The organism is Sphingomonas degradans (assembly GCF_053502645.1).
Genome location: NZ_CP177172.1, coordinates 1,820,802 through 1,835,273, shown reverse-complemented (window position 1 = coordinate 1,835,273; position 14,472 = coordinate 1,820,802). Strand labels below are relative to the sequence as shown.

The following is a 14,472-nucleotide window of genomic DNA, read 5'->3' as shown; positions in this document are numbered from 1 at the left end:
AGGCGGTCCGCCTGCGGTTAAAAAGGGTGGCGGTGGCAGGGGGGAGGAGAGGGGCTGCCACCGCCTGGGGAAGGTCAGGCCGCGATTGCTTCTGGCTCGGCGGCCGCAGCGTCACGGGCAGCGCGCCGCTCGATCAGTTCGTCCCAGCGGCGAAGCGAGGCCAGGTGCATATCGATGACGGTCACGGCGCCCCGCTTGACCAACTCGGCGAGTTTGTCGTCCGGCAGGCTGTTGAGCTTCTCTTCGGAGATGCCGAAATAATCGGCCAGATGCTCGGGCGAATCCCCCGGAATGACCGTGTTCTTCACTTCGAACAAATCGCTCACTTCGGCCAGATCAATGAACATCTGCGTGCGGCGACGTTCCGATTCGAACTCGTCAAGGAACGCGATGGCGTTGCGGGTGAACGGGGTAGGTTCGCCGGCGTCGAACAGTGCTTCGCCTTCTTCGCCTTCCACAAAGCCCGGCGCGGCGCGGTCGATGCAGACCACGAACTGATCACCGCCGGCATCCGCCAGGGTGAAAGGATAGCGGCGAAGATATGCGGGCACGTACATGCCGTCCTCGAACTTGCCATCCTTCATGAACAGATTCTCTCCGGCGCGCAGTCCCATCACCGCGAGCGGCGTCCGCTCGGGACCCGCGAAGATGATCGGATAATGGCGCATCGCCTGCGGAAACTCGCCGATCAGGAGCGGCACGAGATGGAGCGTCTCAGCCTCGACAGCGGGACTCTCCTGGCGCTGAAAGCGCAGGCGCGAATGTGCGACGGAGTGCAGGGCCTCCGGCTTGACATACAGGAGCTGCGAGCCGGCGAGTTCGATGTCGTTCTTGGCTTTGGTCATGATGTGGTCCTTAAGATTGCAGGTGACATTGATCAGAAGCTGGCGGTGACGCGGGCCTGGAGGCGCCAATCGCCGGTATGGGAGCTCAATCCATCCTTCAGAGCCCAGGCCGAATTGATGCCGGCGGAGAATTGCCGGTCGAATTGATAGTCGGTGCCGAAGCCTGCCGACGCGATGCTCGAGGTACGGCGCGCGGCGAGGTCCTGGCCACGCGCAGCGTCGAAGAACACATAGGGCGACAGCTGGTCGCGCGCGGTGCCATCGCTCTTGAAGAGCGACACAGGCGGCAAGCGCAGCTCAGTGCGCGACACAAAGCCGCGATCGAAGCTGCCATCGTCTGCGGTGTACCCGCGTACCAAGCCTTCGCCGCCGATGCCGATCTGGGCGGGCAGCGGAAGCGGCCTGCCAGAATATTGCACCGAGAATTGATTGTTCAGAGCGAAATTGCCCGGCAGCCTGACTGCGCTGGACAGATCGGCGGTTGCATAGGCGTAGCGGTCGGATGTGACGCGATCGTTGGTAAGGGAGGCAAGCCGCGCACCGGAGGCGCGTTCGCTGATGCCGCCCGGGCTCACATGCAGGTTCAGGCTGGCAGAGACTTGCTGGCCATTGCCCTGCAGGCCCTTGGAGAGGCCGAAAACGCCCTGCCAGAGATCGGCCGAGTCATCGAGTGCGGTGAGCGCGCCGAAGAAGACCTTGCGGCTCTGGCGCTTGAACTCAACCCCGACCAGTGCGTCGCCGAAGCCGGCAGGAATGCCCAGATTGGAAAGCGCCGACCTGTATCCGAGCGTCGCCTCGGTCGTGCGTTGGCGCACCGAGAAATCGGCATTGATCTTCTGGTTGGTCAGTGCGTCGCTGAGCGTCAGTTCGATATTGTCGCGTGGCCCGGTCGGGATGTAGGCGCGCAGTCCCTGCGCGACATATCGCGGCTGGCTCCGGTAGACCTTTCCGTCCTGATACCAGAAATCCTTGCTGCCGGTCAGCTGGTACGAGGCATAGGCCCCCTCAAGGAGCGGGATGCGCGCCATGGTTCCGACAAAGAAGCGATCCGTGCCGGTCGAATCCGATCCGCTGTTATTCCAGCCCGCATATGCGCGGACGGGACGCGTGCGCCGCACCGCCAGAGTAAGATCGGTGACCCCGGTCTTTCCGGCTGCCGGAGCGAAGCGCGCGCCCACTTCGCCGAACGGGTTGCGATTGAGCCAGTCGAGGTCCTCGCCGAGGCGATCAGTGTCGATAGGCGCGCCGCTGTCGAGCCGCACACCAGCCTTCACGCGCCGGGCGGCCGGCCCCTCGACGCCTTCCACATTGATCGTCCCGGCCTTGAATTCAGTCACGCGGATCTGGAGGACGCCGCCGGTGATCTCCTGCTCGGGAGTCGATAGCGACACAAAGGGGCGGCCTGCGGCACGCGACTTGCGCGCAATTACTGCTTCGATCTGGGCGATCAGCTTGCGGGAGATCGGCCTTCCTATGAAGGGCAGCAGCGCGTTGCGCACGCCAGTGTCTGCCAGGTACCTAACACGGGTGACGTCTACCGGAGTCGCGGAAGCTGCCGCCGGGGCCGGGGCCTCCTCGCCATAGATGAGAACGAGCTGACGCAGTTCAGCGCCCAGGGGCGTGTCGTCCTGCGATGCAGGCAGAAGGTCGGGCGCGGCAATCTGTGGGGCCGGCGCAGTGGGCGCGGGCGGCAGGCTGCGCTGCACTGCCGTCTGTGCTGTAGCACTTTCGGCGCTGAGCACAGTTAGACAACTCGACAACAATAGAGCGCGGATATTTCGCATCGTTCCAGACTACTTAAGTTGCTGGCCAGGTTGACCTTTGCAAATTCGAGACTTGTTATCAATTTAGTCGGTTAATAAGGTGTTAAATGTTGCTATTTGTAATCATTGGTTACGATAGGAAATATATTTCTATTTATATCGATTTGACTCGTAGGTGATGAATGCTACGTATTCACGTAAATCATATCTTCCATGCGGCAAGGTTATGTAACGTTTCGCGCGGAGGAGGCATTTTTCCCGGGTAGAGGCTTATGCGCGAATCATTAGGTGTTAAGACACAGTCGAAATCGCTTCTCGATAGGGCCTCGGACGCAAAAATGTGCAGTTCCGCGTGCAGAAGTTCCGTGGAGGGGGTGAATTTCGCATCAACATCGAGATCGCGGCACGCATCCGCTGGAAACGCTGCTTCAGCCGCAGCCTCTGCAAAGGGCGAAATTCTATCGAGCGCGTGTTCTGTATCCTCAAGGGCTGCCGGCGCTTCGTCGCGTGCTGTGACAGCGACGACACCGTCTTCCTCGGCAGCGTACACCTGGTAGCCAGCGTCATGTGGTTTTGTGAGTACCAGCCGAACAGAGCAGCTGCCGACAGGTCGGGCATGGGGTAATGTCACGATGTATTGGCAGATTCCTCGAAGGGAACTTTCTAGACATTACTGAATTATAAAAGTTGTTGGAGATCAGCTGGGCAATTGCTCAGCGATGTGCATGCGCCGGATAAACCAACTTTACGCAAAGCTCTCTTGAGAAGGAGGGGCGCGATGGAGAGGAAGATTGTTGTAAGCGTGGTCGAAGACGACGACGATTTGAGAAGAATAATAGAACGCTTTCTCCTTAGCGTGGGAATGGAAGTGAGCGCGTCTCCTGACACGACGGGGCTTGACGCGGCTTGGCTCGAGCGCCCCCCGGATGTCATCGTTTTGGATGTCAACCTGCCAGGTGAGAATGGCCTCACGGCAGCAGCCCGGCTGCGATCCCGCTCCACTGTCGGAATAATCATTCTTACCGGTCACGAGAGAGACGAGGACCGGCTTCTCGGTCTTTCGCTTGGGGCTGATCATTATTTTTCGAAGCCAATCCATTTGCGAGAACTGGAAAGCGTCATTCGAAATCTGGCGCGACGCGTTGGCGGCCAACGCCCCGCACGCTCAAGCCCGAGCGAATTGGAGCCAAGCCCGAACGAGCCGCAGACCACGGCGCACTGGTGCCTGAACCTCCACGACTGGGCGTTAACCGCGCCAAACGGCGTTGTGGTGGAGCTTTCTGCGTCTGAGTCAACATTTCTGGCCTCGCTTCTGGCGACAGAGGGGCAGGCAGTGAGCCGCGACGAACTCAACCGAAAGCTCGGCAAGCCGAATCTGGATCCGGATAACAGAAGCCTTGACGTGCTCGCTTCGCGCGTGCGGCGCCGAATCGAGGATGTCACCGGCATGCGTCTGCCGGTGCGTGCAGCGCGAGGTTGCGGCTATGTGTTCACCGGCACGAGCGAACTTTTAGCTACGGTCGAGGAGTCTACCGACGCCGGAACGCGCAACTTCCGCGCACGACGATCCGTAATCCAGGAACGCAACGCACATCACTGACGCTTGAGTAGCACCTAGTTTTCTAGACGCCTTCGATCCTAATTTTGAGGACCGGAGGCGAGGATGGGGAAGCCCAATTTCAGTGAAGCGTTCCAGCGCGATGCGGTGGCCCAGATCACCGACCGCAGGTGTCCGGTGGCGGAGGTTTACCAGCGACTCGGCGTCAGCCAGCACTTGATGTATGCCTGGAACGCGAACGCATCGCAGCGCAGATCGAAGACCAAGACTTTTAGGGCAGACGCTATCCGAGCGCGTGAGAAATGCGGCGGCCAAAGTGCCGTGAAAGCAAAATTGCCTCTCAAAGTGTCTCAGAAAGCTCCGGGAAAGCCATCAAGAACTGTGGGACGAAATGTGGGAGTGCATTTGCCGCGACCGTCGAAAAAGACAGAAAACTGCCATTTTCCGCTTGACGATGGTGACCCCTACGGTAGCCCGAAAAGTTGCACAAGTATCTGGAATAAGACGATAATCTCTTTAGATCGAACCTATGTACCATCGTAAATACCATCGATCGTCTGAGATTTTTTGCGTCCGATTGAGATGATGGGCCTGCGGGCGCGACCGTGCAGGGGAGGACCGAGATTGGGTGGTTAGAGCGGGTTCACGACGGGTGGAATCACGGGGGATTCCCTTTTCGCTGATCGTGTGATTCATAGGCAGCCGTCACGAAGGAGGCGGCGATGGGTTGGCGACCTGGGCAGAGTTACTCGCAGGATTTGCGTGATCGGGTGCTGGCGGCGGTGGACAGCGGGATGCCGGTCCGCGCGGCAGCAGTAATCTTCAAGGTCAGTATTGCCTATATCTACAAGGCGCGGATTCGACGGCGGCTGACCGGTGATGCCGGGATCAACCCGAACCGCGGCCGTCCTCCGCGCAAACTCTCCCCGGCACAGGAACTGGTGCTGGCGGCGCACATCCGCTCGCGGCCTGGGATCACGCTGGCGCAGGCGCAGGCGTGGCTGCTGGCCGAACATGGGATCGGGCTCAGCACCGGTGCGATGTGGAACGCGGTTCGGCGGCTCGGCCTGTCGTTTAAAAAAAGCCCTGCACGCAGCCGAGCAGGAGCGGCCGGACGTGGCGGCACGTCGCAAGCTGTGGCGGGCAGCCCAGCCGTTCATCGACCCTGAAAGCCTCGTCTTCCTCGACGAGACAGGGGTGAACACCAAGATGGCGCGGCTCTATGGCTGGGCGCCGGTCGGCGAGCGCTGCCGCGATCGCGTGCCGTTCGGACACTGGAAGACGATGACGTTCATCGCCGGCCTGCGCCTGACCGGCATGACCGCGCCCTGGGTGCTCGATGGGCCGATGGATGGCGATGCCTTCCGGGTCTATGTCCGCGACGTCCTGGCCCCCACGCTCCGGCGCGGCGATGTCGTGGTGCTCGACAATCTGCCCGCCCACAAGGTGGCCGGCATCCGCGAGGCGATCACCGCCCGGCGCGCCCAGCTCTTCTACCTGCCTCCCTACAGCCCCGACATGAACCCGATCGAGATGGCCTTCGCCAAGCTCAAGGCACTCCTGCGCCAGCAGCCAGCCCGAACCGTCGATGCTCTTGTCGAGCGCATCGGCGAACTCCTTGATCGCTTCCCGCCCTGCGAATGTGCCAACTTCTTCCAGGCCGCTGGATATCAACGGTCAATGTGAAATTGCTCTAACAAAATCAGGTCGTCTCTAATCAGCAGGGCGCCTACAGTGTCAGCCATCAAAGCCTCGCGCTGGCCGTGCCCGGTTATAGCGGTGTTGCGAGAGCGCTGAAACGGTCGACATCGGGGCGACTGCCGACCGACCGCTACGCGCCGATTGTAGGCCTTGCACGGTGCATCCTGTTGAAAGCGAACCTAGGCCCGCACCTGATCCAAAAACGCTCGCACCTTGTGGAAGACGTCGGGTACATCCTGTGTGAGCGTGTTCCAGCATGCACGCTCGCCGATCGGCTCTTTCAGGATCGTGAGGTAATGCGGCCATTCCTAACTGATGTGCATCCGGAGAGGAAAAGATCGATGTATCGCGAGTTGGTGATGCTGCTGAGCGGTCGCACGCTGGACGACGAGGGTGTGCGCGAGCAGGCGGACATCCTGGAAGCGGCGCTAAACGATCCCGAAGACTGGTTGAACGATTTCGACGACGAGACGGCCCGGCAGCTGACCGTCGAGATGGTGTTGAGCGATTTCGTCATGATTGGCGACAAGATCGATGAGCTGCACGCGTTGATAAGCGACGAATTCGCCGAGCCGCTCCAGCCGTTCCCTTTTCGCGAGGACAAGGAAAAGGTGCTGGCGGCGGACTATTTCGCGTGGCTCGATGCCCAGCTTGCCGAGCGGCTCCCGGCCTGGGAGTTGCTGCAATGGCACAACGATCTTGATGACAATCTGCACGTCATCATCGTCCGCCGCTTCGACACCGACCGGATCCTCGCGCTCGCTGGAACGATGGGCTTTTGCGTCCGGCGGGCGACGCAGTTCTGATCAGGTCCGGGGAGTGATGAACATCGCGCGGGTCGTCTGTCCCTTGGCCCGCGCGCGCCGGATCAGCCGCACGATCGCGTGGACAAAGGCGACAAGGCCGAGCAGCGACACAGCCAACGGCAGGACGAAGTGGCCGATCAGCACGAACAGCAGGATGCCGAGCAGCAGCCGGCTGAGCGGCCCCGCGCGCGCCAGCGCGAACCAAAGCAGCGGCGCGAGGACCAGCGTGCCCAGCAGAGCGACCGGCATCGCGGCGTAATCACATCCCTCTTCGAAACAGGCGCCGAAGACGGTCGGGTGGATTGCCTTTGCGACAGCCGTGCCCGCCAGCGCGGTGACGAAGCCGAGCAGCAGGGACAACAAAATTCTCATGCCCTCGATGGCTGACGACGATGTCAAAACCGGTCAAGTCCGGTCCACTGTTGTCCGGACGGGTCCGTAATGGCAGGATCGGGAGTAATGATCCGCTCCATGCCCCTCCTGATGCTCATCATCCTGGCGCTGGCCGTGCCGACCACCGCCCGGGCGCGATCCGGTGCCGGACAGGTGGATGCCGACGCACCCGTCGCGCTGACGCCCAGGCTGATCGGCGATGCATTGTCCTGCCGGTTGCGCGACGCGTTCGATGCCGTTGCCGATGCGCTGTTCCGTGACCCCAGGCTGCCCGCCTGGATTCAGGAGACGACAGCCGACAAGGCAACCAAGGGCATGCTGGGGATCGAAGGCTACAGGCTCACCAAGCCGGTGCTGCTGATGGGGCAGCGGGTGAACCGCGTCTATTTCCTGAACAACTGGATCGTGACGCTGCGGCCGCGCAAGGTCGCGGAGACGTTCATCGCCGCGCACGACCTGAAGCGCGCGCCGATCACGATTACCGAGCAATATTACCATTTCCTTGACCCGAAGAGTGGCCCGATGCTCGGAGCGTTCGCGCCGACCGGCACTGTCACCGCGGCGCCGTTTGCCGAGGCGTTCGGTGCCAAGCCCGCACCGCCCCCGCCGCCCGCCGACAGGCTGTTCGTCGGCTGCAATTATGCGATCGCGTCGGAAGCGGACTTCATCGACGCTGCACGTCGCGCATCCGATATGGCGGCGGACGCCAGCCGCGACATCGCCGGCGACGCTGCCGTGATCGTGCCGCCGCAATAGGTTCACGTGCAGGATAATCGCATGACCGATGGCCATTTTGATCTCGCTAACCATTATGCCGACCGCGTCTTGGCTCTAGTCGGCCATTGTCCCGTCGGCCAATCGCTGAAGGCGCGTGATAACAACCGGATCGCGGAGTGCACGCGCACGCGCGATGGAGCGGAGCTGAGCCTGAAGATAGCATTACGCTGCGACGTACTGGGCCATGCGCTGCTCCATGCCCGCTTCCGGCTGCGCCTGCCGCGGAAGGGCGAGGCGAGCATCACGCTCCACCATCAGGCGGGGCGGCGCGAAACCGAGGATCTGACCGCCCGGCAGGAGAAGTATCTTTCCGCGCTGATGCTCTGGGCCGAGCAGGTGCTGCCCGCGGCAGAGCCGGTGGCGAAGGCCGCACGGATACCAGCGTGGCAGAAGCAGTTCGCCGAGCTCCACCACCTCCTGTCAGGCCTGTCGGTCGCGGCCGCGCGCAGGCGGCTGCGCGACGGGTTCTTCGTGGATCAGGAAGACTCGCCGGAAACGGCGCGGATGGGGGCGTTCCTCGAAGTGCTGCGCGACGAAGGTTGGGTCGCTCTGGTCGACTGGAACGAAGAAACGGTCGACGACATGATCCTCGATCTCGCCGCATGTCGCATGCGGCCGTCGGGGCCGATTGATCGCGCTGCGGTCGCAGCCGCCGGTTATGACGTCGTCAAGATGGATGACGGCAGCGACGGTTTGATATTCGCCATCGTCGCTCGGGACGAGGTGCCGGCGGTCGGACGCCTGGTCGCGAATCTCGCACCCGACATCACCATCATACGCTGACCGACCGCTGCGGGGGATTGTCCACCAGAGCGACCGGCGGTCGGTCGCGCACCGACTGCGCCTTTGGATATGGTTTGCAAGCTATTCCATAAGGGCGTTTCACGCAATTGATCGCGCCAGCTTGGCTGGCTGCCAAAATAGACATGCTCAATATTTTATAACTTTTGCTCAAATATTCCGTATCCATCCGGTGAAGGCCGCGACGAGGTCAGAGATCCTTCATGAATGCTGAGCGGCGATCGTCGAGAAGCTGTTCGAGGCAGTGTAGCCCGCTTGAGGTGGACGCGGTGATGGAGTCTGCGGCTTCATCGAGGCTGTCGATGATGCTGAGGCAGCCGTCCTCCGGCTCCATTTGCGTGGCAAGTTCCTCGACAACCTCGATGTCGACGCCGAGATAATCGGCCGCGTAGCGCGCTGTGAAGGCCATCGAGGGGCGGCCATCAGGCAGCCTGCGCGATCTGCCCTGAGGTACGCCAGTTCCAGGGCAGGAGTTCGCCGAGGCGGCGGACCGGTTGATCGGCGATGCGCGCCAGGACGTCGGCAAGCCAGGCTTGCGGATCGACGTCGTTAAGCTTGGCGATCTGGATCAGCGAGTAGAGGATGGCGGCGCGCTCGCCGCCTCGATCGGAGCCGCAGAACAGCCACGCCTTCCGCCCGAGAGGGACGCACCGCAGCGCGCGCTCGGCCGCGTTGTTGGTGATGCAGATGTGACCATCGTCGAGGAACCGGGTGAACGCTTCCCGGCGCCGCAGCATGTAGTGGCAAGCTTGGCCAGGTCGTGACCCCGCGAGAGCTTGCCGACCTGCGCGGTGAGCCAGGCGTGGAGTTCGGTCATCAGCGGCCCGCTTAGCGCCTGGCGGATGACGCGCCGCTCGGTGGCAGTCTTGCCGTTGATGCCGCGCTCAATGTCGAACAGCGCATCGAGCCGCTGCACGGCTTCGAGCGCGATCGGATAGATCATGCCGGCGCGCTCGCCACGGCGCTTCTTGCGCGCGGCGCCCTCGACATCGGCGAGCTCGAATAACTTGCGCCGTGCATGCACACGCCGACAACTGCGGTCGCCGGGGCGACCGCCGGTTGCCAATCGGCATGAGCGCGCAATGTTCTGGAGCTATGTCGCTGCCGGGGTGAGCAGCGAGGCGGCAGCGGTGAAGGCCGGAGTATCGCAACCGGTCGGCACCCGGTGGTTTCGGGAGGCAGGCGGTATGCCACCAGCGATATTCCAGCGCTCAGCGAAGCCCTTGTCGGGCAGATATTTGTCGCTGGCGGAGCGAGAAGAGATCGCGTTGCTATTGGTCCAGGGGCATGGCGTATGCGAGATTGCGCGCCGGCTCCGCCGCGCATCCTCTACGATCTCGCGCGAGATCCGGCGCAATGCGTCGACCCGGAGTGGCAATTTCGAATATCGCGCGACCACGGCGCAATGGCACGCCGAACGCGCGGCGTGCCGTCCCAAGCCCGCCAGGCTTGCGGCCAACGAGACGCTACGGCGCTGGGTCGAGGACCGTTTGAGCGGAGCCGTTGCCAAACCCGACGGCCCGCCGATCCTCGGTCCCACAACCTCCTGGAAGGGGCGGCGCCATGGGCAGCGCCAGAACCGGCGCTGGTCAAAGGCATGGAGCCCGGAGCAGATTGCCAGGCGTCTGCCTATCGATTTTCCGGACGACGACAGCATGCGCATCAGCCACGAGGCCATTTACCAAGCCCTGTTCGTGCAAGGCCGCGGCGCGCTGCGCCGGGACCTCAGCGCATGCCTGCGCAGCGGAAGGGCTCTGCGGGTGCCGCGGGCGCGTGTAGGCCAGCGCGGCAAGGGCTTCGTATGACCGGAAGTCATGATCAGCGCGCGTCCTGCCGAAGCCGACGATCGCGCCATACCGGGCCATTGGGAGGGCGACCTCATCCTGGGGCTTGGCAGCTCGGCGATCGGCACATTGGTCGAACGCACCACGCGCTTCACGATGCTGCTGCACCTGCCGCGCATGGAGGGCTATGGTGATGGGCCCGCCATCAGGAATGGACCCGCACTGGCCGGGCACGGCGCCGAGGGCGTGCGGGATGCCATCATGCGTACCATCGTCACCTTGCCTGAAGAACTGCGACGGTCGCTCACCTGGGATCAGGGCGCGGAGATGGCCCAGCACGCGCGCCTGAAGGTCGACGCCGGGTTGGAGGTATACTTCTGCGACCCGCAAAGCCCCTGGTAACGCGGCACCAACGAAAACACCAATGGCCTGCTGCGCCAATACTTCCCAAAAGGTACCGACCTCAGCACACATAGCGCCGATACGCTTGCCGCCGTTGCAGCGACCCTGAACGGCAGACCACTCAAGACGCTGGGATGGAAAACACCGGCCGAGGCGCTTGACCAATGTCTCGAGCAGATCGACAAACACCGCGTTGCGACGACCGGTTGAATCCGCCCAATACGTGTCCATCAAGTACACCGAGCGCCTCGCCGAAGCCGGGATCGAGCCGTCGGTCGGCAGCGTCGGAGATAGCTACGACAACGCTTTGGCCGAGACGATCAACGGCCTTTACAAGGCCGAGGTAATCCACAGGCGCGGGCCGTGTGGCGTACCTTCGAAGCCGTCGAGCACGCCACGCTCGAATGGGTGGACTGGTTCAATCATCGTCGCCTGCTCGAGCCCATCGGCAACATCCCACCTGCCGAAGCCGAAGAACGATATTATGCTGCCGCGGACAATATCGATATGGCAGCGTGACTCACAACCCGATGCCTCCGGCAGGCCCGGTGCGGTTCACGCTCTATCGTCCCGAATATGCGCGCTATCGTCCCGAATATGCGCGCTTCGCGGAAGGCATGGCATTCGCCGGCGAAAGCGAGGTGCCGTCCTTCGAGGAAGCGGTGGCGGCCGTGAAGCGGCTTTGCGGGCTGCTGCCACGCTGATATTCGGTATCTCGATCCGATCTATCGACCGAAGCGCTTGGTGAGCAACAGGCCAACCGTGCGCGGATTGGGGGGATTATTGTAGGGATCGAAGCCCAGCACTGCGTCGACGATAGTGGGCGGGCGCTGGTCGAAGACGTTGGCGACCACCAACTGTACTTCGCTGTTGGCGAGCCAGGGCGACGATGTCAGCCGGCCCAGATCGAAGCCAAGAAACAGCGAGGCAGTTGTGTACGCGCTGATCTTGCGGGTCGCCCTGCCAGCACGGTTATCGGTGAAGCCGTCGACATAGTTGACGACGGTGCCGCCGGAAAAGCCGCCGCGCCCCCAGATGAAGGTGCCGTTGAGCCGGAGGTCGGCGGCCTGCGCATAGCCGTCGAGACGCGATATGGCGGTCCCGCCCGCAGCCTTGAGGCTGAGGTCGAGGATATATTGGCCGGTCAGGTGAACGCTCGCATCGCCGCCCAGCAGGTTGGTTCGATATGCGAGATCGAGATCGATGCCGTCGGTGGTTTCCACCGCGAAATTCTGCGACCGGATGTCGGCGATCGCCTGGACCTGCGACAGGAGCGCCCCCGGGATCTCGCTGGCGCTGCTGTAGATCGCGTCCACCCCGCCGTTTACGAACGGGATGTCCGCGGTGAACCAGCGGAACACCGTGGGATTGTTGACGATGCTATCGATCTGGGCGCGGGTTGGATTGCGGGTGTTGAAGACCTGAAGGTCGGGGGACGACACGCTATCGTCCTGCGACGGCGTGACGACCCGGTCGGAAATCTTGATCCGGTAATATCCAGCCTTGATCGAGAGGCCGGGGATGAAGGTCGGCGTGAGATCGACGCCGAGGGTGAAGGTATCGGCTTTTTGCGTCTTCAGATCAGGGTTCGAGCCAGCCCGGAACATCACCAGCGCGTTGCCAGCGGGAAGCGCGGGATTCTGATCGGCCGGGTTGAGGAAGGCATAGGGGTAGTTCCAGAACGAGACCTGTTCGGCGATGCCGATCGTGTCGCGGAACCGCGGCACCAGGAAGGAGCGGGCATAGGTGCCGCGCAGCGCGATCGAGCGATCCACCTGCCAGCGCAGCCCGACTTTGGGGGCAAGCGCGTCGTCGAAGCCGAGATCCTCATATCGGGCGGCGACGGACAGGGTGAGCGATCGCACCAGCGGCACGCCCTGGTCAGGTCCGACGATCGGCATGCTGACTTCGCCGAACGCCGACTTTGCCTTGCGGGTCCCCCCGTTGCGGTTGAAGAAGATCTTTGCATCGGTGCGAAGCGTCTCGACGCGGTATTGGAGGCCGCCGGCGACCAGCGCCGGCCCCGCGGGAAGTGTCGCAACTTCGGTCTGGCCGCTCAGTTCGGCGACGAACAGCGTGTTGCGATATTCATATTTCGTGCTGGTCGGGCTGTAGGGCGGCACGCCGCTGAACAGGCTGCTGTTGGTGCGATTTTGGCCATAGTCGACGTTCAGATCGATCGAGGTCGCGCCGTTCCCCTGCCAATGGGTATTGCCATTGATCGAATAGCCTGTGGTGCGCGTTTTGTAGAGCCGGTTGTATCGCGGAAAATCCGGGTAGTTCCGGATCGCACTTCGGTCGCGCTGAAATCGCGACGCATCGATCGATACGCTGAAGTTTCCGGCCTCCTGGCGCACGCCGCCGTAGAAGCCGCTAATCTCTTCGTCGGGAAGTTGGGTGATCTGCAGCCTTGTGTTGCTGGCGACGATCGGATCTTCGATGAATGCGGATCGCTTCTGGTACATCGCCATGCCGTAGACGCTGCCGCTCGCCCAGCTATGCCCGGCAAGCGCGCTGGCTTCCCAATTCTTCGACCCCGTCTCGGTCGTGGTCGCGCCGCGCACGCGCAGTTCGAGACCGTTTTTCGGCTTGCGCGTGACGATATTGACTACCCCCGCCACTGCATCGGCACCGTAGGTGGCGGATGCACCATCGGAAATGATGTCGATCCGCTCGATCAGCGCAGAGGGAATGACGGATACCGTCGGTGCTTCGACCATGCCGACCGATGCTATGCGGCGGCCGTTCAGCAGCGTCAGCGTGGCGTCGGAGGCCAAGCCACGCAGGGCAAAGCTGGCGAACCCGTCATATTGATTGTTGGTCGTGCCGCTGCCGAGGGTACTTCCGATGCTCGACGCGGAGCTGCCGAAATCGCTCAGATCGCCGGTGAAGTTCTGCGGGATGGACAGCATATACTCCGACACCGAGCCGGCGCCCGATCGGACGATGTCGCCCCGGCCATAGGAAAAGACCGGGCTGGCGACGAACTCTCGTGGAAGCCCACGGATCAGCGAGCCGGTGACCACGATATCGTTCGCGGGCGGGGCCGGGGCCACGTCGGCGGGGTTCTCCCCACCATCCGGGATAGCCTCCGTTTTCGGAGCGGGCGGAACTTCCTGCGCCGCGACGGGCGCGACGGACGCGAAAATGGCGAAGTAGCCGATGCTAGAAAATCGCAAGATCATCCCCCAATTTATAAGACGATATACCATTTCATGACCGGCGGCTGACTTGGCCAGTCAGCGTGATGTCAGCCGGGTTGGCGACGCGAGTCCGGCCCGTCATAGGTATGTCGAGCGCGAAGCCGCGCGCGATAGACGGGATTGGACCCGTCGAACGGCATTACGGTGACGCCGGCGACCGTCTGAATCGCGTCGCCGATCGTGAAGAGGTTGCGATCCTCGGTCTGCTTTCGCGTCACGATATTGACGGACTGCGGAATCTCGATCAGCGGGGTGGGGCTCTTGCCGGCGAGGGTCGCCTCCGCAGGCGCACAGCGATCGTCCTCGCGAATGGCGGCGACGATGATGTCGGAGCGGCGCTGGTCCATCTCAAGCACGGTCTGCACCAGAGCAGGCGTGCCCGACACCGACAGGCCCGAGACCAGGCCGGCGCAGATAGATACCCGATTCAAGATTTCCC

The 14,472-nt window shown here is 62.5% G+C and carries 14 protein-coding genes and 3 pseudogenes; 10 read left to right on the top strand and 7 right to left on the bottom strand.

What is annotated here, in order from left to right; genetic code table 11:
* Nucleotides 1–74: 74 nt before the first annotated feature.
* Together ACG3SL_RS08240 and ACG3SL_RS08235 are read right to left on the bottom strand one after the other, a co-directional pair.
* Entirely contained in the window at nucleotides 75–845 is a 771-nt protein-coding gene (locus ACG3SL_RS08240) for a SapC family protein (protein ID WP_448664647.1), read from the bottom strand.
* A gap of 32 nt (nucleotides 846–877) precedes the next feature.
* Nucleotides 878–2,551: a ShlB/FhaC/HecB family hemolysin secretion/activation protein gene (locus tag ACG3SL_RS08235; RefSeq protein ID WP_448664646.1), complete on the bottom strand. Its 1,674-nt coding sequence runs from the start codon at nucleotides 2,549–2,551 to the stop codon at nucleotides 878–880.
* A 409-nt stretch (nucleotides 2,552–2,960) separates the two neighbouring features.
* On the opposite strand from ACG3SL_RS08235, the gene ACG3SL_RS08230 reads away from it, so the two are divergent.
* The 5 genes from ACG3SL_RS08230 (at nucleotide 2,961) to ACG3SL_RS08210 (ending at nucleotide 6,673) form a co-directional block, all read left to right on the top strand.
* Entirely contained in the window at nucleotides 2,961–3,233 is a 273-nt protein-coding gene (locus ACG3SL_RS08230) for a hypothetical protein (protein WP_448664645.1), read from the top strand.
* Between the two features lie 153 nt (nucleotides 3,234–3,386).
* Nucleotides 3,387–4,208, top strand: coding sequence for a response regulator transcription factor (locus ACG3SL_RS08225; protein WP_448664644.1), 822 nt, complete (start codon nucleotides 3,387–3,389; stop codon nucleotides 4,206–4,208).
* Between the two features lie 63 nt (nucleotides 4,209–4,271).
* The gene (locus ACG3SL_RS08220; RefSeq protein ID WP_448664643.1) at nucleotides 4,272–4,709 is read left to right on the top strand and encodes a transposase; all 438 of its coding nucleotides are present in this window, start codon (nucleotides 4,272–4,274) and stop codon (nucleotides 4,707–4,709) included.
* Nucleotides 4,710–4,888: 179 nt separating this feature from the next.
* Nucleotides 4,889–5,852 (top strand): IS630 family transposase gene (locus ACG3SL_RS08215; protein ID WP_448661465.1). Its coding sequence is split into 2 segments (ribosomal slippage): nucleotides 4,889–5,239 and nucleotides 5,241–5,852, totalling 963 coding nucleotides; the frame shifts between segments, so codons are not numbered across the junction.
* A 356-nt stretch (nucleotides 5,853–6,208) separates the two neighbouring features.
* Nucleotides 6,209–6,673: a hypothetical protein gene (locus ACG3SL_RS08210; protein WP_448664642.1), complete on the top strand. Its 465-nt coding sequence runs from the start codon at nucleotides 6,209–6,211 to the stop codon at nucleotides 6,671–6,673.
* On the opposite strand, the gene ACG3SL_RS08205 is transcribed toward ACG3SL_RS08210, so the two are convergent.
* On the bottom strand, nucleotides 6,674–7,033 hold the full coding sequence (locus tag ACG3SL_RS08205; protein WP_448664641.1) for a hypothetical protein: 360 nt from the start codon (nucleotides 7,031–7,033) through the stop codon (nucleotides 6,674–6,676).
* A 111-nt stretch (nucleotides 7,034–7,144) separates the two neighbouring features.
* Here ACG3SL_RS08205 and ACG3SL_RS08200 point away from each other — a divergent pair, with 111 nt between their 5' ends.
* Together ACG3SL_RS08200 and ACG3SL_RS08195 are read left to right on the top strand one after the other, a co-directional pair.
* Nucleotides 7,145–7,822: a hypothetical protein gene (locus ACG3SL_RS08200; protein WP_448664640.1), complete on the top strand. Its 678-nt coding sequence runs from the start codon at nucleotides 7,145–7,147 to the stop codon at nucleotides 7,820–7,822.
* A gap of 21 nt (nucleotides 7,823–7,843) precedes the next feature.
* Nucleotides 7,844–8,626, top strand: a complete 783-nt coding sequence (locus ACG3SL_RS08195) for a DUF6630 family protein (RefSeq protein ID WP_448664639.1) — start codon at nucleotides 7,844–7,846, stop codon at nucleotides 8,624–8,626.
* Nucleotides 8,627–8,834: 208 nt separating this feature from the next.
* Here the strand turns inward: ACG3SL_RS08195 and ACG3SL_RS08190 are convergent, their stop codons facing one another.
* Nucleotides 8,835–9,053 carry a hypothetical protein gene (locus tag ACG3SL_RS08190; protein WP_448664638.1) on the bottom strand — a complete coding sequence of 73 codons (219 nt, stop codon included), beginning with the start codon at nucleotides 9,051–9,053 and terminating at the stop codon, nucleotides 8,835–8,837.
* 13 nt (nucleotides 9,054–9,066) lie between these two features.
* A pseudogene (locus ACG3SL_RS08185) lies at nucleotides 9,067–9,665 on the bottom strand (IS66 family transposase); the annotation flags it as partial.
* On the opposite strand from ACG3SL_RS08185, the pseudogene ACG3SL_RS08180 reads away from it, so the two are divergent.
* The 3 genes and pseudogenes from ACG3SL_RS08180 to ACG3SL_RS08170 all read left to right on the top strand — a co-directional run bounded on the left by ACG3SL_RS08180 (nucleotide 9,652) and on the right by ACG3SL_RS08170 (nucleotide 11,534).
* Nucleotides 9,652–11,040, top strand: a pseudogene (locus tag ACG3SL_RS08180) (IS30 family transposase). The pseudogenes ACG3SL_RS08185 and ACG3SL_RS08180 sit on opposite strands and share 14 nt — an antisense overlap.
* A 4-nt stretch (nucleotides 11,041–11,044) precedes the next feature.
* Nucleotides 11,045–11,349: pseudogene (locus ACG3SL_RS08175) on the top strand (integrase core domain-containing protein); the annotation flags it as partial.
* Nucleotides 11,346–11,534: a hypothetical protein gene (locus ACG3SL_RS08170; RefSeq protein ID WP_448664637.1), complete on the top strand. Its 189-nt coding sequence runs from the start codon at nucleotides 11,346–11,348 to the stop codon at nucleotides 11,532–11,534. The pseudogene ACG3SL_RS08175 and the gene ACG3SL_RS08170, both read left to right, overlap by 4 nt.
* Before the next feature lie 21 nt (nucleotides 11,535–11,555).
* Here ACG3SL_RS08170 and ACG3SL_RS08165 read toward each other — a convergent pair whose 3' ends face one another.
* Together ACG3SL_RS08165 and ACG3SL_RS08160 are read right to left on the bottom strand one after the other, a co-directional pair.
* Nucleotides 11,556–14,009, bottom strand: coding sequence for a TonB-dependent receptor plug domain-containing protein (locus ACG3SL_RS08165; protein WP_448664636.1), 2,454 nt, complete (start codon nucleotides 14,007–14,009; stop codon nucleotides 11,556–11,558).
* 71 nt (nucleotides 14,010–14,080) lie between these two features.
* On the bottom strand, nucleotides 14,081–14,464 hold the full coding sequence (locus tag ACG3SL_RS08160; protein WP_448664635.1) for a TonB-dependent receptor plug domain-containing protein: 384 nt from the start codon (nucleotides 14,462–14,464) through the stop codon (nucleotides 14,081–14,083).
* Nucleotides 14,465–14,472: the final 8 nt, after the last annotated feature.